Here is a 20,223-nt window from a genome sequence, read left to right on the forward strand (position 1 = left end):
AGGACGAGGGGGTCGGATGACGCAGACCAGCGCCGAAACGACACCGGACGGTAAGGCCGGCGACGAGTGGCTACGCAGGCTGCTCGGCTACACGTGGCGCTACAAGCGACTGGTCGTCACGGCACTGATCGCGTCGTTGTCGATCACCGGCATCAACCTCGTCGTACCGCTGATCCAGCGCGCCGTCATCGACGAGGTCATTCTGCGCCACTCCCAGCCGCTGCTGCCGTGGGCGATCGCCCTGCTCGTGGTCGCGGTGCTCAACCTGGTCGTCTCGCGCACCCGCCGTTATGTCGGCGGCCGCATCGGCATCGAGGTGCAGAACGACCTGCGCACCGACGTGTTCGGCGCGCTCACCCAGCTCGACGGGCAGGGCCAGGACAACCTGGAGACCGGGCAGATCGTCTCGCGCTCCTCCTCCGACATCAACATCGTCACGCAGCTGCTCGGCATGGCCCCGATGCTGGCCGGCACGCTGCTGCTGTTCGTCAGCTCGCTGATCGCGATGCTGGTGCTCTCCCCGCTGCTGACCCTGATCGGGCTCGCGGTCGGCCCCGGCCTGGCGGTGGTGAGCACGCTCGCGCGCAAGCGGCTCTTCCCGGCGAGCTGGGACGCGCAACAGAAGAGCGGGATGCTGGCCGGGGTGGTCGAGTCCGCGGTCACCGGGGTGCGTGTGGTCAAGGGCTTCGGGCAGGAACGCCAGGAGGTGCGCAAGCTGGAGGGCGCCGCCGAGGCCCTGTTCGCCTCGCGGCTGCGCACGGTGCGGCTGACCGCGAAGTACAACCCGACGCTCAGCGCCATCCCCACGCTCGGGCAGCTCGGTGTGCTCGCGTTCGGCGGCTGGCTGGCGCTGCGCGGGGACATCACCCTCGGCACCTTCCTGGCCTTCTCCGCCTACCTGGCCCAGTTCGGCGGCCCGGTGCGCGCCCTCTCGACGCTGCTGACCTTCGGCCAGCAGGTGCGGGCCAGCGCGGTGCGCGTCTTCGAGGTCATCGACTCCAGGCCGCAGATCACCGACCTGCCCGCGGCGCCGGCCCTGCCGGCGGACGTCGAGGGCGTCGCGTTCGAGGACGTGACCTTCGGCTACGTGCCGTCTCGTCCCGTCCTGCGGGGCCTGACACTGGAGGTGCGGCCGGGTGAGACGCTGGCGCTGGTCGGCACGGCGGGCTCGGGCAAGTCCACGGTCGCGATGCTGCTGCCGCGCTTCTACGACCCGCAGTCCGGCGCGGTGCGCATCGGCGGGCACGATGTGCGCGAGGTGACGACGGACTCGGTGCGCGCCGCGATCGGCCTGGTGATGGAGGACGCTTTCCTGTTCTCCGAGTCGGTCCGCGCGAACATCGCCTACGGCCGGCCGGACGCGACGGACGAGCAGATCCGTGCCGCCGCGCGGGCGGCCGAGGCGGACCGGTTCATCGAACAGCTTCCGCGGGGTTATGACACGGTCGTCGGCGAGCAGGGCCTGACCCTCTCCGGCGGCCAGCGCCAGCGCGTGGCCCTCGCCCGGGCCCTGCTCACCGATCCCCGCATCCTGTTGCTGGACGACGCGACCTCGGCGATCGACGCGGCCACCGAGGCGGAGATCCACGCGACGCTGCGCCGTGTGATGGCCGGGCGCACCACGGTGCTGGTCGCGCACCGGCGCTCGACCCTCCAGCTGGCGGACCGGATCGCGGTGCTCGACCGCGGCCGCGTCGTGGACATCGGCACCGCCGCGCAGCTGGAAGGGCGCTGCCCGCTGTACCGGCTCCTGCTCTCCGGACCGGGCGAAGACGCCGAGGGCGTGGACGCGGGCGAACTGAGCGCCGTGGCGCCTCCCGACGGCACCGAGGTGAAGGAGGGCACGAACGGTTCGGCGACGAACACCGCCGCTGTCAACGGCTCGGCGCTGAACGGGACTGTGGTTCACGGCGCTGCGGTCAACGGCGCTGCGGTCAACGGCGCTGCGGCGCAGGACGGTCGTGTCGACGGCATCACCGCGCGGCTCTGGGACCGCGCGAAGTACGGTGGCGGCGACCCGTACTCCCCCTACTACACGAAGCGGGCGGACGGCGGCGGACGGGCGGGCCCGGGCAGGCTGATGGCCGCGATGCCCGCGACGCCCGACCTGCTCGCGAAGGTCGCCGCGCTGCCGCCCGTGCACGACAAGCCCGAACTCGACGCAGCGCTCGTACACGCCGAGGACCCCGCGTTCTCGCTGCGCCGCCTGCTGCGGCCCTTCGCCTGGCTGCTCGCCCTCGGCCTGCTGCTCGAAGCCGCCGACGCGCTCGCCTCGCTGCTGGTCCCGGCGCTGATCCGCACCGCGGTGGACCAAGGCATCCAGGGCGCGGCCTACCACGTGATCACGACCATGGTGATGTTCGGCCTGCTGCTGGTGATCGGCGACTGGATCGTCGAGTCCATACAGACCCGGGTCACCGGCCGTACCGGCGAGCGCCTGCTCTACCTGCTGCGGATCAAGTCCTTCTCGCACCTCCAGCGTCTCGGTCTGGACTACTACGAGAAGGAGATGGGCGGGCGGATCATGACCCGGATGACGACGGACATCGACGCGCTCGCCTCGTTCCTGCAGAACGGCGTGTCCACCGCGGTGGTCTCGGTGCTGACGTTCTTCGGGATCGCCGCCGCGCTGCTGGTGCTGGACTGGCGCATGGCGCTGGTCGTCTACGCCGTGCTGCCGATTCTGGTGGCCGCGACGCTGGTGTTCCGCAGGAAGTCCTCGCGCGCGTACACCGAGGCCCGCGAGCGGATCAGCGCGGTGAACGCGGATCTGCAGGAGAACGTGGCCGGCATGCGCGTGACGCAGGCGTTCCGCCGCGAGGGCGTCAACCGCGACCGCTTCGCCGGGAAGGCCGACGCGTACCGGGAATCGCGCACCCGCGCGCAGAAGTACATCGCCACGTACTTCCCGTTCGTCCAGTTCCTCGCGGACCTCGCCGGAGCGCTCGCGCTCGTGTACGGCGCGCACCGGATCGGGCAGGGCACGCTGACCGCTGGCGCGCTGATCGCCTACCTGCTGTACGTCGACATGATCTTCTCGCCCGTGCAGCAGCTCTCCCAGGTCTTCGACGGCTATCAGCAGGCGAACGTCGGTCTGCGCCGTATCCGTGATCTGATGCGCACGCCCACCGCCACGCCGGAGGCCGCCGAACCGCGGCCGGTCCCGGAAACCGGGCTGTCCGGGCGGATCGAGTTCCGGGACGTGCGCTTCGCCTACTCGCCGGACGCGCCGGAGGCGCTGCGCGGGGTGAGCGTCCTGATCGAACCGGGCACGACCGTCGCGCTGGTCGGCGAGACCGGCGCCGGGAAGTCCACGCTCGTCAAGCTGGTGGCCCGCTACTACGACCCGGCCTCCGGAGCGGTCCGCGTGGACGGCGTGGACCTGCGCGAGTACGACCTGTCCGGTTACCGCTCGCGGCTCGGCGTGGTACCGCAGGAGGCTTATCTGTTCCCCGGCACGGTCCGCGACGCGATCGCCTACGGCCGCCCCGACGCGACCGACGCGCAGGTCGAGGCCGCCGCTCGCGCCGTCGGCGCGCACGACCTGGTGGCCCGGCTGCACGGCGGCTACCTCCACCAGGTCGGGGAGCGCGGCCGCAACCTGTCCGCCGGTCAGCGTCAGTTGCTCGCGCTGGCTCGCGCCTACCTGGTGGATCCCGACATTCTGCTGCTGGACGAGGCGACCGCCGCGCTCGACCTCGGGACCGAGGCCGCCGTGACTCGGGCCATGGACGAGGTGGCCCGTGCGCGCACCACCCTCGTCGTGGCGCACCGGCTGACCACGGCGGCCCGCGCGGACCGGATCCTGGTGCTGGATGAGGGCCGTGTCGTCGAGGACGGTACGCACGGCGAACTACTCGCCGTCGGCGGCGTGTACGCCCGGCTGTGGGCCGCCTTCGCGGAGGCGTCGGCGGAGGTCTGAGAGGGAAGCTGACGCGGAGCGTCGCGGCTGCGTGCGCGAAAAGTGCGCGCCCGGACCGCCGGGAGGATGCCGCGGTCGTGGGTGGGTTGCGGCGGTTCGGCGGTCCGGGCGCGATGGGCGGATGACCGGCCGGCTCGGGGGAGGGGAGGGACCGACCGGTGCTGCCCGTTTCGGTGGAGTTGTCCAGGGCCTTGCGGCCGACTGCGATCAGACCCGGGCGTAACCGGTGACGGACATGTAGCCGTAGTACGGGGAGCTGGGGTCCAGCGAGCCGTACTGCACGACGGTGCCCGTGTGCGGTGCGTGGATGTACATGCCGTTGCCGACGTATATGGCGACGTGTCCGGGCGGGTTTCCCTCGAAGAAGATCAGGTCACCGGGCTGGAGCTGCGAAGCGCTGTAGAACTGGGACAGGCCCGCGAACTGCTCCTCGGACGTACGGGGTATGGACACCCCGGCGTACGCCCAGGCCGCCATGGTGAGCCCGGAGCAGTCGAAGTAGCTCGGGCCGGTCGCGCCGTAGACGTAGGAGTCGCCGAGCTTTGACTTCGCGTACTCCACGGCCATGGCGGCCCGGCCGGAGGTCGCGGGCAGCGCACCGGTGTAGGTGGTGGTGCCGCCCGCGCTGTTGACCTGCTGTTGCTGCTGGGCGGTCAGCGTGCTCATCAGAGCCTTGCGCTCGGCGAGCTTCGCGTCCACGGCGGTCTTGGCGGCCTTGGCCTGGTCGAGCACCGCCTGCTGCTGCTGGAGGGCGTTCGCCTCGTTCTTCTTGTCCTGGAGCAGCTGGGCTTTCTCCTGGGTGATCGACCGCATCAACACGGCCTCCTGGTCGGCCTGCTGGCTCGCGATGCCGGCCTGGCTCAGGTACTTCTCGGGGCTGGCGTTGAGCGCCAGCTGCAGTGTCGGGGAGATGCCCCCGTTGCGGTACTGCGCCGCGGCCTGGAGGCCCATCGTGCTTTCGAGCGTGTCGAGCGCCGACTGCTCCTGGGTGATCTGGGCCTGGAGGCCGTCGATCTTCTTCTGGAGCTGCGCGTACTGTTCCTGGGCGGCGTCGTACGCGTTGGTCTTCTGCTCGGCCTGGTTGTTGAGCTGCTGAACCTCGGCCTTGACCTGGCTCAGGCTCGGCGTGGGCGACGCCTGGCTGGTGCCCGGAAGCAACGCGACCGTTCCGGCGGTGACACCGACCACTGTCGCGGCGGCTGCGGTTGCCCTACCGGTTACCTTCGGGGCGCGATGGGACGCCATAGCTCCTTCTTCCGACGGCGCCTACCGGGTTAGCTGACGGGTTCGGGCTGGAAGAAGTCGCCCTACACCCCGCCCGACGCGGCCGGCGTCTGCCGGTGCGACTGGCGCGGCGATTCACCCCGGGGGACTGATGGGTCCCCGGCTCCTTCGACGCCGTCGGTTGAAGTGCGGCCCACTGGGGAGAGGGCGCGTACCGCGATACTGACGAACGCTCGGGACTCGGCGCGGAAGCCGGCGGCCGGTGCGGGGGACCGGCAGGCTCGCTGACTTCTGGGCCGTAACCTTAGCGAGATGCGGCCCGGATGGTGGCTTCGGGGCTGCGGATTTTGTTTCGTCTTTGCCCTGCGGACCCTTGCGCGACGCCGGCGCGACGACGTCCCCCGGGCGGTCGCGGCCTCCTGCTGTGCACCCGAAAGTCCCTTTTGCCCGCTGGGTTTCGGCGTCAAACCCCCTGCACGCCGACGCCGCGGCGAACGGCTCGTCAACCGGTTATTTTCCCGACGATCCGTCGATAAAAACGGGGCTGCCCCCGGGCGTGCCGCGCGCCTTCGGCGGATGCTGACCCGCCTCGTGGTCCGGCTGTGTTACCGCTCTGCTTCAGACCGTGTTGTTAGTGCATTGCCTTCGATGGCCGCGTCCGTCGCCGATACGGCACCGCAGTGTCACGGCCCGTCGATCGCAACGTGTTGCCGGCTGCTTTCATTCCCGCACCTGACGGTCCGCGAGGTGGATACCGCGGCCCGCCGACACCGCCGTGTGCCGCGCGGCCCCGCCGGGACCGTCCGCGCTGTCCTCCCCGCGTTCTAGACTCGATCCCACGATGAGCAGTTCCTCGGCTTCCTACGAAGCGCCCCTTTTCGACCTGCCCAAGCCGCCGCCGGTGCGCACCCGGGCCGAGGCCGCGCTGCCCGCGCTTCCCTCCGCCGGCTTCCCCGACCGCGAGCCCTGGCTGAGCGAGCCGCCGCCGGACGAGGACTGGCACGCCCCGCCGCCCGAGGACGAGGAGCACGAGCGCGCCGAGTCCGCGCGCACCTTCGCGCCCGCGCCGCGCCGCGCCGGTCTCGACCCGGAGGCCCTGCTCGCCGGGCTCAACCCGGCTCAGCGCGCCGCGGTCGTGCACCGCGGCAGCCCCCTGCTCATCGTCGCCGGCGCCGGTTCCGGTAAGACCAGGGTGCTGACCCACCGGATCGCCTACCTGCTGGCCGAGCGCGGCGTGCACCCCGGCGAGATCCTGGCGATCACGTTCACCAACAAGGCCGCCGCCGAGATGAAGGAACGCGTGGCGGCCCTGGTCGGCCCCCGAGCCAAGATCATGTGGGTGTCCACGTTCCACTCCGCCTGCGTGCGCATCCTGCGCCGCGAGCACACCCACCTCGGCCTGCCCTCGTCCTTCACCATCTACGACGCGGACGACTCGCGCCGGCTGATGACCGCGGTGGCCAGGGACCTGGAGCTGGACGTCAAACGGCACCCGCCGCGGGGCCTGCTGGCGCAGGTCTCCGCGCTCAAGAACGAGTTGGTCGACCACGAGTCCGCGCGGGACCGGGCGCGCACCGAGCAGGAGCGGTTGATCGCCGGGGTGTACGCGAACTATCAGCAGCGGCTGATCGCGGCCAAGGCGCTGGACTTCGACGACCTGATCATGACCACGGTGAACCTGTTCCAGGCTTTCCCCGCGGTCGCCGAGTCCTACCGGCGCCGGTTCCGGCACGTTCTTGTCGACGAGTACCAGGACACCAACCACGCGCAGTACGTGCTGGTGCGCGAGTTGGTCGGCGGGGCGGTGTCCCAGCTGCCCAAGTACACCGTGGACGGGGACCTGGTCGGCGCCGGGCCCGACGAACACCGCTCCGGCGCGCGAGGCGGCGAGAACGGCGAGGACGGCGAGGACGGTGCGGTACCGCCGGCCGAGCTGTGCGTCGTCGGCGACGCGGACCAGGCCATCTACGCGTTCCGCGGCGCGACGATCCGCAACATCCTGGAGTTCGAGGCCGACTATCCGAGCGCCACGACGATCCTGCTGGAGCAGAACTACCGCTCCACCCAGACGATCCTGGCCGCGGCCAACGCGGTGATCGACCGCAACAAGAGCCGGCGCGCCAAGAGTCTGTGGACCGACGCCGGCGGCGGCGCGCTGATCACCGGCTACGTCGGCGACAACGAGCACGACGAGGCGGCCTTCGTCGCCAACGAAGTGGACCGGCTTACCGACGAGGGGCTTGCGAAACCGGGCGATGTGGCGGTTTTCTATCGGACCAACGCCCAGTCCCGGGTCTTCGAGGAACTGTTCATCCGGGTCGGTCTGCCGTACCGGGTGGTCGGTGGCGTCCGCTTCTACGAGCGCAAGGAGGTCAAGGATGCGCTGGCGTACCTGCGCGCTTTGGCGAACCCGGACGACTCGGTATCGCTGCGCCGCGTCGTCAACGTACCCAAGCGCGGAATCGGCGAGCGCGCGGAGGCGATGCTCGACGCGCTGGCTCAGCGCGAGCGGATCTCCTTCGGTGCGGCGATCGACCGCGCAGACGAGGCGTACGGTCTGGCGGCGCGATCGCTGAACGCGGTCAAGGGCTTCGCGGCGCTGATGGCGGCGCTGCGCGAGCGGCTGGCCGAGGGCGCGGGCCCGGCGGCGCTGCTGGAGGCGATCCTCGACCGCACCGGCTACGTGGCCGACTTGCAGCAGTCCACCGACCCGCAGGACGAGAGCCGGGCGGAGAACCTCCAGGAACTGGTCGCGGTCGCGCACGAGTACGAGCAGAGCGACCCGGAGGGCGGCGTCGACGGCTTCCTGGAGCGGGTCGCGCTGGTCGCGGACGCCGATCAGATCCCGGACCGCGGCGACGGCGGCATGGTCACCCTGATGACCCTGCACACGGCCAAGGGCCTGGAGTTCCCGGTGGTCTTCCTCACCGGGCTCGAGGAGGGCGTCTTCCCGCACACCCGATCGCTCGGCAACGCAAAGGAACTGGAGGAGGAGCGCCGGCTGGCCTACGTGGGGATCACCCGCGCCCGGCAGCGGCTGTACTTCACCCTCGCGGCCATGCGCTCGGCTTGGGGTTCGCCCTCGTACAACCCGCAGTCGCGTTTCCTTTCCGAGGTCCCCGACAAGCTGATCGACTGGCAGCGCGCCGCCCCCGAGCCGCAGTCCACCTCGTTCGGCACGCTCGCCCCGTCGCTGTCCGCGGCGGCGCAGCGGTCGCGGGACCGGGGCTTCAAGTCGGCCGGCCCCGGCAACCGCGAACCGATCTCGGTCGCGCCGGGCGACCGTGTCGTACACGACACGTACGGCCTCGGTACGGTCGTCGCGGTCGAGGGTCGTTCCGGCGAGCACGCGACCGTGGATTTCGGCTCCTCAGGCGTGCGCAAGCTCGTCCTCGCGTTCGCGCCGCTGCAGAAGCTGTAGGCCTCCCGCCGCTCGCCGATCCGGTTCATCGACTGCGCCGTGGCGGCACCCAGGAGGCACGGCGAACCGGGGAAGGGGCGAACTTGATCGACAGCCCGGTCTCGTCACCCGCGACCCAGAACGTTGATGGTCACGTGCCCTCTTCGACACGTCGCGGGCGCGGACGCGGTCGGGTGGCGTGCGTCACAACGCGGCTGACGGCCGCCTCCGTTACCCTTCGAGGAAGACAATCCTCACGGCGATGACGCAGCAGGGAGTGCCCATGACCGAGTCCGGACCGATCCGCGTGGTCATCGCGAAGCCGGGGCTCGACGGCCACGACCGCGGTGCGAAGGTAGTCGCGCGGGCGTTGCGCGACGCGGGCATCGAGGTCGTCTACACCGGACTGCACCAGATGCCCGAGCAGATCGTGGCGACCGCGATCCAGGAAGACGCGGACGGCGTCGGGCTCTCGATCCTCTCCGGCGCGCACATGACGCTGTGCCCGAAGGTCGTCGAGCTGCTGCGCGAGCGCGACGCCGCGGACATCAAGGTCTTCGTCGGCGGGATCATCCCCGAGGCCGACATCCGGTCGCTGCTGGAAGCCGGGGTGTCCGCGGTCTTCACCCCGGGCACGCCGACCCAGTCGATCGTGGACTGGGTGCGGGCGCAACTCGGCCCGGCGGTCGCCACCGCGTCCTGAGCGCCCTCGCCGATCCTGCATCGGCCAGCCACGCCCGCGTCAGCCGCCGTGACCGGTGGGACCGCAACCCGCCATGATCTGCGCCAGTTCGCTGGTGACCTCGACCGGCACGAACTGCACCGATCCGTCGCCGCGCTGCACGCCGACCGTGATCCGGACCGGTGGCGCGTTCGCAGACGAGTTGAAGGTGCCGGACGAGAAGCACCTGCCGGGCACCGGCACGTACACGTTGACCTCGCCGCCCGGCGGCACCGACTGCGGCGCGATGTACAACGGAGGCGCGGCCGACGTACGCGAGAAAGCCGCGTCGATGACTTTGACCGGCGAAGTGCCGTCGTTGCGCAACAGCACCAGCACGCCGCCGGTTACGGGCACGCCGTTGTACGTCGTGGCGCGGTCGGGTTCGGTCGCCTGGCGAAGCAGGATCGGCGGCGCGGCAGGCTTGTCCATGACGCGATAAGCGGCGTACGAGCCGACGGCGAAGCCGAAGACGGCTACCATCGCCGCGATCATGCCGGTGTGCTGCATGGCGCGGCCGGACAGCGTGTCAATGCCGGGTCCATCGGTACCAGTACTAGCCTGCACTGCCGCCACCGCCGATCCCCGGCAGTTCGGGCAGGCCGCAGTACTTCGCGATCTCGTCCGGAGCGGCCAGCGCGAGCCCCTGTTCGGTCTGGTGGACCCTCGCGTTGTGAGGACCGTCTCGGAAGTCGGCGAACGCCAGCGAGTCGTATCCGTAACCCCCCTGAGCGGACTCCAGCGCGAGAGCGCACGAGACCACGCTGACAGGGATCGCGATGTTCGCCGAGCCACGGGGCGGGATCGACACAGGCGCAGGGGCGCGCACGTCCAGACCGGAATCGGAGCGCCAGCTCGTGACGGCGTCCGCCGGTACCCAAACCAGCAGCGGGAACGGCGCGCGATTGGTGACGCCGACGAGCACCGTGTACGTGCCGCGTGTCTTGGAGTGCAGCAGACCGAACGAGGTGATGACCCCCGGCTCGGGCATCCGCTGGCACACTCTCTGTTCCTCGATGTCGCTGAACCGGTCGATCATCAGGGTCTGCGAACGGGTTCCGCCGTCCGCGGTGCGCACCGTGAGCCTGGCCACCGTGGCGACCGGGTCGACCGACGGAAAGTCCCCGCACACGAAGTGCGCCACTCCTCCCAGCGCGCTGACGCCCCCGGGCGCGGTCGTCGTGGTCGTCGTGGCCGCCGTGGCGCCGCCGGGCGCGGCCGGCAGCAGTGTCGCGGGGGCGAACTGCGACGCGGTCACCTGCGCGCCCAGCACCGTGACCGGGTCGGGGCCGTCGTTGACCACACGCAACGTCACGTGCTCGTCGACCGCGTCCGTCCACGGCGTGGCGAGCAGTTGCCGCACGTCGGTCGGCGGGCTGGGCGGCGAGTCGATGACGAACGGACCGACCGGCGCCAGGTGCAGGACGGTGGCCGCGCGGTCGCGGGCCGCCTGCCGGCCCTGGGTGAAACCCGCCGTGGAAGCCGCGCCCAGAACCAGCGCCGCGAGCGCGATGCCGAGGTGCACGAACAGCGGATTGCCGGCCGCGAGCCCCGCGTTCCAGCGCCGGCCGACCCGCGCGCGCAGCGGCTGCGTCTCGCTCGGCGCAGACCACCGCCCGCCCTCGGTGTCGTCGTAGTCGAATTCGATCTCGAGTCCCAAGCCGCCCTCCCGGCAGGTCGCACTTCGAGTCTAAGACGCGCCGGCAGGCCTAATCTGTCCGCAGCCGGCCGAACGTGTCCTGGCCGCGGGCAACGGGCAACGGGCAACGGGCGACGGGCAACGGGCGACGGGCGACGGGCGACGGGCGTGAGGCGACGGGTGACGGGTGACGGGTCAGCGAAGGGGCGAGAGGCGACCGGCGCCCTCTGTCGGCGCGATCGAATAATGTCTCGGCCATGGCAGGAACGACCAACCCCGCCGCGGCGCAGCGCTGGCCGGCGCAGCGGGTGCACGCCCTCGCGCCAGACGCGTCGTCGCAGCGTGCGGGCGCGAAGCTCGCCGTGCCCACGCCGTGGAGCGGCTGGGGAGCGCGCGCCGAGTCAGGGCTGGTGTGGGGGGACTGTAAGGGCAGCGACAACCAGCCGTATCAGGTCACTGTGGAGCTACCGGGCGGCCAGTCACCGCCCTCGTACTCGTGCTCGTGCCCCTCGCGCAAGCTCCCCTGCAAGCATGCGCTCGGCCTGCTGCTGCTGTGGTCCGGCGGCGCGGTCCCGGAGACCGACGAACCGCCGCGGCGCGTACTGGACTGGCTGGCCGCGCGCCGCGAGCGGGCGGAACGCGGGGAGGCCCGCAAGGCCGCGGCCGCGCAGAAGGCACAGGCGGCCGAGCTGGAGGACCCCGCCGCCGCGCGCAAGGCGGCCCAGGCCGCCGAGCGCCGCGCCGAGCAGCGGATACGGCGGATCGACGCCGGAGTCGACGAGCTCGAGTTATGGCTGTGCGACCAGGTCCGCTCCGGGTTGACCGGGTTGCGCGCGGCGGGGTACCGGCCGATCGACGAGCTCGCCCGGCGGCTGGTCGACGCGCAGGCACCGGGGCTGGCAGCCCGGGTGCGCGACCTGACGTCCTGTCTCAACGCGCCACAGGACTGGCCCGAACGCACCCTCGCCGAGTTCTCGCTGCTCTACCTGCTGGTACAGGGTTGGCGTAACCGCGACGCGCTGCCTGATGCGCTCGCCGCGACCGTGCGCCGCCGGATCGGACTCAATCCGAGCAGCGCGCAGATCGCACAGTCGGGAGAGCGCGCCGCGGGGCGTTGGCTCGTGCTCGGATGCCGGGACACGACCGCGGACAAGCTGGTGGAACGGCGGGTCTGGCTGCAACGGGAGGCGGACGGGCGCGTCGCGATGCTGCTCGCCTTCGCCCCGCCCGGGCAGGCGCTGAACCTGGCGCTGTCCGCTGGAGAGGTCCTGGACGCGGAACTGGCCTTCGCCCCGGAGGCGGCGCCGCTGCGCGCGGTCGTCATCGAGCAGGGAGCGCAGCTGCCCGATCAGGACGGATCCGCCGAGCAGCAGGGCGCGCCGGACTGCCCGCCGCGGGACGCGTCGACCCGGCTCGCCTGGACTCCGCAGGGCGGAACGCTCGACGAGGCCGCGGCGGCTTTCGCGGCGGCGCTCGCGGCCGATCCGTGGACGCGCTTCATACCCTTCGTGCTCGGCAGTGCGCTACCGCTTCCCGCCGACGCGACGGGGGCGTGGCGGATCGCCGACGCGAAGGGCGGCGGCCACGTCTCGCTGCTGCCGGAGACCGGCGACGGGACCGACCCCAACCGCGCCGAGCAGATCGGTCTCGCGCTGCTGGCCTGCGGCGGCGGCCACCCCTCGCCGCTGTTCGGCCTCTACCGGCCCGCAGGACTGACGCCGGTTTCCGTGTGGCGTGACGGCGAGGCGACGAACCTGTGACGGACGTGACTGTGTCAGCGGCGACTGTGCCGGATGTGACTGTGCCGGATGTGATGGACGACTGGGCGCACCTGGTCTCCACCGCTCTGGTCGGAACCGACCGGCGCCCGCTGCCCGCCGCCGGCCCCGGACCGGGTGCCGACCCCGCCGCGCAACTGCTGGCCCGGGCCGCCCTGGCAGGTCTCGCCAGGCGGGTCGGCCGCCCGCCGGAGCGCTTCGAGGGCGCACTGCCGCAACCTGCTCCGCCTGATCCGCGGCCTGCGTTACCGCAAGCCGCCGCGCGCCGGCTACGCACCATCCTCGATTCCTATCCCAAGTACCTGCCGGAATGGCTCGCCGCCGTGCGGCGCGCCGGGTTCCGGCTGCCCGCGGCCTACCTGCCGCCGCTGCTCGACATCGGCCGAACCAATATGCTGATCCGCGCCGACCTCGCCGCGGTGCTCGCCGAACCCGGGCGCTGGCTCGCCGCGGCGAGCGGCAACTGGCGGTACCTGCTGCGTGAGGCCCGCGCGGAAGCCCGGCCGGAGGACTGGCAGGGCGCCGACCCGGACGCCCGGGTCTGCTATGTCGCAGGTCTCTACCTCAGCGACCCGCAGGCCGCCCGGCGGCTGATCCGGCAGGACTGGGCCGCGCAGCGGGCTGCGGTCAAGCTCGGGCTGCTGGCGTTGGTGTCCCGATACCCGGACCCGGACGACGTGTCCTTCGTGCAGGGCCTGCTCAAGGACCCGTCGAAACAGGTACGCGACGAGGCCACGCTGCTGGCCGGCGGCCTGGAGCGGCGCAGCGCGAAGCCGCCGCCACCCGACTTCACCGCCGAGGTCGCCCGCCTGCTGGCCGCGAACCGTGGCGTAGGGCGCGACCTGCACAACTTCGTGATGACCCGCAGCGGTGAGCCCTGGCCGCACGACGGCGCGCTGCTGCTGATCGACGCGCTGGCCGAACGCGGCGGGCGCGCCGCCAAGGCCGCGTGGTCGGACTGGATCGCCGAGCAGGTGCAGACCGCCGTCGCCGACAACGCCCCGTTGACCGTGCGCGACAGGGTCGCCGGGCTGGTCGCAGACCAGGCCGTGGCGGCGGCGCTGGAGGGCGCCGCGCCGCGGGTCGACTTCGCGGCCATGCTCGCGCTGCTGGACTTCCGCCGCGACATGCTCGCCGAACTGCGCCTCTCTTAACAGGGCCCGCACATACCCCGCCCCGCACGCTCGACCGCGCCCGCACATCCGTGACGACAGGCAGGAACCGCCGACGATGACCACCCCGCTGTCCGAACCAGCACCCGCCGTCCTGCGCCCGCACGCCGAGGACGCGTACGCCCGCGAACTCGACGCGCTCGCCAAGGGCGACACGCTGGCGCGCCCGCCGCGCTGGAACCTCTCCCCCCAGGCGGTGACCACCTACCTGCTCGGTGGCCGCGCCGCGGACGGCACCGAGATCACCCCGAAGTACATCGGCCCGCGCCGGCTGATCGAGGTCGCCGTCGCGACGCTGGCCACCGACCGGGCGCTGCTGCTGCTCGGGGTGCCGGGAACCGCGAAGAGCTGGGTCTCCGAGCACCTGGCCGCCGCGGTGAGCGGAGACTCGACGCTGCTGGTGCAGGGCACCGCGGGTACCTCCGAGGAGTCGATGCGCTACGGCTGGAACTACGCGCAGCTGCTCGCGCACGGCCCCTCCCGCGAGGCGCTGACATCCTCTCCGCTGATGACCGCGATGGCCGCCGGAAAGGTCGCCCGGATCGAGGAGCTGACGCGCATCCCGGCCGACGTGCAGGACACGCTGATCACCATCCTGTCCGAGAAGACCCTGCCGATTCCCGAACTCGGCGACGAGGTGCAGGCCGTCAAGGGTTTCACCGTGATCGCCACCGCCAACGACCGCGACCGCGGGGTCAACGACCTTTCCTCCGCGCTGCGCCGCCGTTTCAACACCGTGGTGCTGCCGCTGCCGGCCAGCGCCGAGGACGAGGTGCGGATCGTCTCCCGGCGTGTCGAGGAGCTGGGCCGCACCCTGGAACTGCCCGACGTCCCGGCCGCGCAGCAGGAGATCCGCCGCGTGGTCACCGTGTTCCGCGAACTGCGGTCCGGGCTGACCGAGGACGGCCGCACCAAGCTCAAGTCCCCCTCCGGCACCCTCTCTCCGGCCGAGGCGATCTCCGTGCTCACCGGCGGCATCGCGCTGGCCGCGCACTTCGGCGACGGGACGCTGCGCCCGCACGACGTGGCGGCGGGCATCCTCGGCGCGGTGGTCAAGGACCCGTCCGCGGACCCGGTGGTCTGGCGCGAGTATCTCGAGACGGTGGTGCGGTCGCGCGACGGCTGGTCCGGCTTCTACGAGGCATGCCGGGAGCTGTCGGCGTGAACCACGGCGGCGCGCGAGTCGTTCTGTTGGGCGTAAGGCACCACGGTCCGGGTTCGGCCCGCGCGGTGTCGGCGGCGCTGTCGGCCTTCGAACCCGACAGGATCCTGATCGAAGGGCCGGCCGACGCCGATCCGCTCATCCCGCTGGCCGGCGCGGAGGGCATGGAGCCGCCGGTCGCCCTGCTCGCCTACCGGGAGCAGGATCCGAAGGTCTCCGCGTTCTGGCCGTTCGCGGGCTTCTCGCCGGAGTGGATCGCACTGCGGTACGCGATCGAGCGAGGGATCGGCGTCGGGTTCTGCGACCTGCCGGCCGCGGCCTCGCTGTCTCAGGACACGAAGGCGCAGGCGCGCGATCGGGATCGGGACCGGACCGGGGACGGCCCCGATCCGATCGCGCGCCTGGCCGAGGCCGCCGGCTACGCCGATGCGGAGACGTGGTGGGAGGACGTCGTCGAGCACCGCGGCGGCCGATCCGGCCCGCGCGAGGGAGCGCGACAAGCGGACGGAGGGGATTCGCTCGCAGCGTTCGACGCCATCGCCGAAGCCATGGCGGCCGTGCGCGAACACGAGCCGACACCGGAACGCGACGCGCTGCGTGAGGCACACATGCGCAGTGTGCTTCGCGCGGCGCTCGCGGAAGGCGCGCGGCGCGTCGCCGTGGTCTGCGGCGCATACCACGTCCCGGCGCTGTCAGGGATCTGTGACGGACGCGAGGCGCAGCCCCCGGCGCAGGCTGCGGACAAGGCGCTGTTGGCGGCGCTGCCCAAGCAGACCAAGGCCACTGCGACCAAGCTGACGTGGGTACCGTGGACGCACAGCCGGCTGTCGTACCACTCCGGCTACGGCGCCGGCATCGGCTCGCCGGGTTGGTACCGGCACCTGTTCGAGACGGACGACCACGTCACGGAGCGCTGGCTCGCCTCGGTCGCGCGGTTGCTGCGGGACGAGCGGCACCCGGTCTCCAGCGCGCACCTGATCGAGGCGACCAGGCTCGCGCGCGCGCTGGCCGCGTTGCGCGGACGGCCGCTGCCGGGCCTGGCCGAACTGACCGAGGCGACCGTCGCCGTGCTCTGCGAAGGCCGCGAGGAGCCGCTGGCGCTGATCGGCCGGGAACTGGTCGTCGGCGAGGATCTCGGCACGGTTCCGGGCGGCGTGCCGACCGTGCCGCTGGCCGCCGACCTGGCCCGCGAGGCCAAGCGGCTGCGCGTGCCCAGGACCGCGACGCGCAAGCAGTACGACCTGGACCTGCGCAACGCCACCGACCTGGAGCGCTCGAAGCTGTTCCACCGGCTGGGACTGCTGGGCGTGGACTGGGCCGTGGCGGTCGGCTCCCGCTCCGCGGGCACCTTCCGCGAGTCCTGGGACGTGACCTGGGAACCGCTGTTCGAGGTCCGGCTGGTGGAGGCGGCGGTGTGGGGGACCACGGTGCAGTCCGCCGCGACCGCGAAGGCGCTGGAAACGGCCGAGCAGACCGAGACGCTGGGCTCGCTCACCGTTCTGGTGCAGCGCTGCCTGACCGCGGACCTGCCCGGCGCGGTTGATCCGCTCATAGCTCAGGTGCAGAACCGCGCCGCGCTGGACACCGACATCGCCGACCTGGCCACCGCGTTGCCGCCGCTGGCCGGCATCCTGCGTTACGGAGACGTGCGCGGTACTCGCGCGGACGGCCTGCGCACCGTCGTGCACGGCATCGCGGTACGTATCGCCATCGGCCTGCCGCCGGCTTGCGTCAATGTCGATGACGACGCCGCCCACGCCCTGGCTCCGTCGCTCGCCAAGGTGCACGCGGCGATCCAGACCCTTGACGAACCGGCGATCCGCGATCCGTGGATGCGGGCGCTGCGACAGGTCGCGGACCTCGGCGGCGCGGGGGCGCACGGACTGCTCGCGGGCCGCGCCGCCAGGCTGCTCAGCGACGCCGGAGTTCTCGGCGCCGAGGCGGTCGCGGCGCTGATGGCCAGGGCGCTGTCCCGCGGCGGGGAGCCCGCCGGCGCCGCCGGATGGCTGGAAGGACTCCTCGCGGGCTCAGGGCTCGTGCTCGCCCATGACAAGGCCCTGCTCCGGCTGATCGACGACTGGCTCGCCGGGCTGGACGCCGACCGCTTCGAGCACGTGGTGCCGTTGCTGCGCCGCACCTTCGCGACCTTCACCGCGCCCGAACGCCGCACGATCGGCGAACGGGTCGCGCACCTGGGCGCCCCGGACGGCGCGTCCGCGCTCGCCGAGCGATCCGCGCCGCCGACCGGTGTCGCGGCGGACTGGTTCGCCGCGGCGCTGCCGACCGTGCGGCTGCTGCTGACCGGCAGCCCTTCGCATCCCGGCAGCCCTTCGCATCCCGGCAGCCCTTCGCATCCCGGCGGCGCTGTATCCGCCGAAGTCGCACCGACCCGGAAACTGGAGCCCGCGCCGTGACCGCAACCGACCTCACGCCGGCGTCCGGCGAGGCCGACCCCGGCGACAAGTCCCCGCGGGCCGAGCGGCTGCGCCGCTGGCGGCTCGTGCTCGGCGGCGAGGCGGAGAGCGCCTGCGGTGGTCTCGGCGGCCGCGACCAGCGCATGGACAACGCGCTCGACGCGCTCTACGCCGCCGCGGCCGACGGCGGCGCCGCTTCGCGTATCCGTCCCGGCGCCCGTGGGGAGCGAAGCGCCGGGCTCCAGGCTTCCGCGCCGAACGTGGCCCGCTGGCTCGGCGACATCCGCGAGTTCTTCCCCAGCTCGGTCGTGCAGGTCATGCAGCGTGACGCGGTGGATCGGCTGAACCTGCGCCAGTTGCTGCTGGAACCGGAGCTTCTCGGCGCGGTGGAACCCGACGTTCATCTCGTCGGCACCCTGCTCTCCCTGAACCGGCTGATGCCCGAGGAGACCAAGCAGACAGCGCGTCAAGTCGTGCGTACCGTCGTCGACGACCTCGAACGCCGCCTCGCGCAGGGCTTCCGCGCGGCTGTCACCGGGGCACTCAACCGGGCCGCGCGCACGAACCGACCGCAGCCGCGCGACATCGACTGGAACCGGACCATCCGCGCCAACCTCAGGCACTATCAGCCGGAGTACCGCACCGTGGTACCTGAGCGGCTGGTCGGTTACGCGCGCGCTGCGAACACGGTCAAACGCGACGTCGTGCTCGCCATCGACCAGTCCGGCTCGATGGCCGCCTCAGTCGTCTACGCCTCGCTGTTCGGCGCGGTTCTCGCCTCGATGAAGACTCTGCGCACGTCGCTGGTGGTCTTCGACACCGAGGTGGTGGACCTGACCCCCGTGCTCGCCGATCCGGTCGAGGTGCTGTTCGGCACGCAGTTGGGCGGCGGTACGGACATCAACCGGGCGGTCGCCTACTGCCAGTCGCTGATCGGCCGCCCCGCGGACACCATCTTCATCCTGATTTCCGACCTGTACGAGGGTGGGGTCCGCGACGAGCTGATGCGCAGGATGGCCGAGATGACCGCGGCCGGAGTCCAGTGCATCGCGCTGCTGGCACTGAGCGACGAGGGCGCGCCCTCCTTCGATCAGCGCAACGCGGCCGCGCTGGCCGAGCTCGGCGTCCCGGCGTTCGCCTGTACCCCGGACCGCTTCGGCCCGCTGATGGCCGCGGCCATCGAACGACGCGACCTGGCGCCCTACGCGGCTGCGGACCGAGCCGGCTGAACGGCGAAGCGGCGAGCGGCCGGCGGCTCGGCCGCCCGCTCGCACGGCATTGCGGGTTCCGGGCGGAACTTCGTACCGTGCGACGCTGGCGGACTGATCCGCCGGATCGAGCCGCCGGACTGATCCGCCGGATCGAGCCGCCGGATCGAGCCGCGCGCGGCACGCTTTCGGGCACGCGGAAACCGTCCCGCCCACCGCCGGCCTTCGGATGCGCCTGCTTTTGACGCACATCACACGCGGCCGGTTACGGGGCATTCACCGAACCGGGATAACCTCGTATCAGCTTCCTAGGCCGGGGACGAGCAGCCGCCCCGAGCCATCAGTCACCGAGGACGGACGCGCGTGGATCTTTTCGAGTACCAGGCGAGGGACCTCTTCGCCAAGCACGGTGTGCCGGTCCTTCCGGCGCTGGTCGCCGGGACACCGGAGGAGGCCGAGGCGGCCGCGTCCAGTCTCGGCGGCAAGACGGTGGTCAAGGCACAGGTCAAGACCGGGGGCCGGGGCAAGGCCGGCGGGGTGAAGCTGGCCGCGGACCCAGCGGACGCGCGGGAGAAAGCCGGGCAGATCCTCGGCATGGACATCAAGGGCCACACCGTACACAAGGTGATGCTCGCGGCGGCCGCGCAGATCGAGGCCGAGTATTACGTCTCCTTCCTGCTCGACCGGGCCAACCGCACCTTCCTGGCGATGGCCTCGGTGGAGGGCGGGATGGAGATCGAGGAGATCGCGGTCACCAAGCCCGAGGCCCTGGCCAAGGTGCCCGTCGACGCCACCGAGGGCGTGACCGCCGAGAAGGCCCGCGAGATCGTCGCGGCGGCGAATTTCCCCGCCGAGGTCGCCGACCAGGTCGCCGACGTGTTGCAGAGCCTGTGGAAGGTCTTCGTCGCGCAGGACGCGCTGCTGGTCGAGGTCAACCCGCTCGTGCTGCTCAAGTCGGAGGACGGCTCCGCGGCCCCCGGGCTCTCCGGCGGCAAGATCGTCGCGCTCGACGGCAAGGTCTCGCTCGACGCCAACGCCGCCTTCCGCCAGCCCGGCCACGCGGAACTCGAGGACAAGGCCGCAGCCGACCCGATGGAGGCCGAGGCCAAGGAGAAGCACCTCAACTACGTGAAGCTGGACGGCGAGGTCGGCGTCATCGGCAACGGCGCCGGGCTGGTCATGTCCACCCTCGACGTGGTCGCCTACGCCGGAGAGGCGCACGGCGGCGTCAAGCCCGCCAACTTCCTGGACATCGGCGGCGGCGCGTCGGCCGAGGTGATGGCCAACGGCCTGGAGATCATCCTGGGCGACCCGGCCGTCAAGTCGGTGTTCGTCAACGTGTTCGGCGGCATCACCGCGTGCGACGCGGTCGCCAACGGAATCGTGCAGGCGTTCGCGTTGCTCGGCTCGCGCGGCGAGGTGGTCGACAAGCCGCTGGTGGTCCGGCTGGACGGCAACAACGCGCAGCTCGGCCGCGAGATCCTGACCGAGGCCGCGCTGCCCGGTCTGGAGCAGGTGGACACCATGGACGGCGCCGCTGCCCGCGCGGCCGAACTCGCCGCGGCGAAGTAGGGGAGTGACGA

At 71.9% G+C, this 20,223-nt stretch carries 12 protein-coding genes and 1 riboswitch; of the genes, 9 read left to right on the forward strand and 3 right to left on the reverse strand.

The window, feature by feature from the left end:
* Positions 1–16 precede the first annotated feature (16 nt).
* The gene (locus KGA66_RS01540; RefSeq protein ID WP_211463640.1) at positions 17–3,922 is read left to right on the forward strand and encodes an ABC transporter ATP-binding protein; all 3,906 of its coding nucleotides are present in this window, start codon (positions 17–19) and stop codon (positions 3,920–3,922) included.
* 207 nt (positions 3,923–4,129) lie between these two features.
* Here KGA66_RS01540 and KGA66_RS01545 read toward each other — a convergent pair whose 3' ends face one another.
* Entirely contained in the window at positions 4,130–5,167 is a 1,038-nt protein-coding gene (locus KGA66_RS01545; RefSeq protein WP_211463642.1) for a C40 family peptidase, read from the reverse strand.
* Positions 5,168–5,170: 3 nt separating this feature from the next.
* Positions 5,171–5,336, reverse strand: a riboswitch (cyclic di-AMP (ydaO/yuaA leader).
* A 651-nt stretch (positions 5,337–5,987) separates the two neighbouring features.
* On the opposite strand from KGA66_RS01545, the gene pcrA reads away from it, so the two are divergent.
* Both pcrA and icmB read left to right on the forward strand, forming a co-directional pair.
* Positions 5,988–8,567, forward strand: a complete 2,580-nt coding sequence (gene pcrA, locus KGA66_RS01550; RefSeq protein ID WP_211463644.1) for a DNA helicase PcrA — start codon at positions 5,988–5,990, stop codon at positions 8,565–8,567.
* A 262-nt stretch (positions 8,568–8,829) separates the two neighbouring features.
* Positions 8,830–9,249 (forward strand): coenzyme B12-dependent isobutyryl CoA mutase small subunit, encoded by a 420-nt coding sequence (gene icmB / locus KGA66_RS01555; protein ID WP_211463646.1) that lies wholly within the window; start codon positions 8,830–8,832, stop codon positions 9,247–9,249.
* 39 nt (positions 9,250–9,288) lie between these two features.
* Here the strand turns inward: icmB and KGA66_RS01560 are convergent, their stop codons facing one another.
* Complete coding sequence (locus tag KGA66_RS01560) at positions 9,289–9,777, reverse strand: hypothetical protein (protein WP_211463648.1); 489 nt, start codon at positions 9,775–9,777, stop codon at positions 9,289–9,291.
* A gap of 46 nt (positions 9,778–9,823) precedes the next feature.
* The gene (locus tag KGA66_RS01565) at positions 9,824–10,927 is read right to left on the reverse strand and encodes a hypothetical protein (RefSeq protein ID WP_211463650.1); all 1,104 of its coding nucleotides are present in this window, start codon (positions 10,925–10,927) and stop codon (positions 9,824–9,826) included.
* A 236-nt stretch (positions 10,928–11,163) separates the two neighbouring features.
* Between KGA66_RS01565 and KGA66_RS01570 the strand changes: the two genes are divergently transcribed.
* From KGA66_RS01570 to sucC, 6 genes are all read left to right on the forward strand, one after another.
* Positions 11,164–12,666, forward strand: coding sequence for an SWIM zinc finger family protein (locus tag KGA66_RS01570; protein WP_211463652.1), 1,503 nt, complete (start codon positions 11,164–11,166; stop codon positions 12,664–12,666).
* Positions 12,667–12,701: 35 nt separating this feature from the next.
* Positions 12,702–13,838, forward strand: a complete 1,137-nt coding sequence (locus KGA66_RS01575) for a DUF5691 domain-containing protein (protein ID WP_211463655.1) — start codon at positions 12,702–12,704, stop codon at positions 13,836–13,838.
* A gap of 76 nt (positions 13,839–13,914) precedes the next feature.
* A complete protein-coding gene (locus KGA66_RS01580; RefSeq protein WP_211463657.1) occupies positions 13,915–15,021 on the forward strand; it encodes an ATP-binding protein in 1,107 nt (368 codons plus the stop codon).
* A complete protein-coding gene (locus KGA66_RS01585; protein ID WP_211463659.1) occupies positions 15,018–17,432 on the forward strand; it encodes a DUF5682 family protein in 2,415 nt (804 codons plus the stop codon). The genes KGA66_RS01580 and KGA66_RS01585 overlap by 4 nt, the downstream gene beginning before the upstream one ends.
* On the forward strand, positions 17,429–18,661 hold the full coding sequence (locus tag KGA66_RS01590) for a VWA domain-containing protein (RefSeq protein WP_312886685.1): 1,233 nt from the start codon (positions 17,429–17,431) through the stop codon (positions 18,659–18,661). The genes KGA66_RS01585 and KGA66_RS01590 overlap by 4 nt, the downstream gene beginning before the upstream one ends.
* A 342-nt stretch (positions 18,662–19,003) precedes the next feature.
* Entirely contained in the window at positions 19,004–20,212 is a 1,209-nt protein-coding gene (gene sucC / locus KGA66_RS01595) for an ADP-forming succinate--CoA ligase subunit beta (RefSeq protein WP_211463661.1), read from the forward strand.
* The last annotated feature ends 11 nt before the right edge of the window (positions 20,213–20,223 follow it).

The organism is Actinocrinis puniceicyclus (assembly GCF_018283645.1).
GTDB lineage: Bacteria > Actinomycetota > Actinomycetes > Streptomycetales > Catenulisporaceae > Actinocrinis > Actinocrinis puniceicyclus.

Coding starts and splice junctions, on each gene's coding strand:
- KGA66_RS01560 (WP_211463648.1), bottom strand. CDS start 9,777: ATGCAGCACACCGGCATGATCGCGGCGATGGTAGCCGTCTTCGGCTTC.
- icmB (WP_211463646.1), top strand. CDS start 8,830: ATGACCGAGTCCGGACCGATCCGCGTGGTCATCGCGAAGCCGGGGCTC.
- KGA66_RS01540 (WP_211463640.1), top strand. CDS start 17: ATGACGCAGACCAGCGCCGAAACGACACCGGACGGTAAGGCCGGCGAC.
- KGA66_RS01580 (WP_211463657.1), top strand. CDS start 13,915: ATGACCACCCCGCTGTCCGAACCAGCACCCGCCGTCCTGCGCCCGCAC.
- pcrA (WP_211463644.1), top strand. CDS start 5,988: ATGAGCAGTTCCTCGGCTTCCTACGAAGCGCCCCTTTTCGACCTGCCC.
- KGA66_RS01570 (WP_211463652.1), top strand. CDS start 11,164: ATGGCAGGAACGACCAACCCCGCCGCGGCGCAGCGCTGGCCGGCGCAG.
- KGA66_RS01545 (WP_211463642.1), bottom strand. CDS start 5,167: ATGGCGTCCCATCGCGCCCCGAAGGTAACCGGTAGGGCAACCGCAGCC.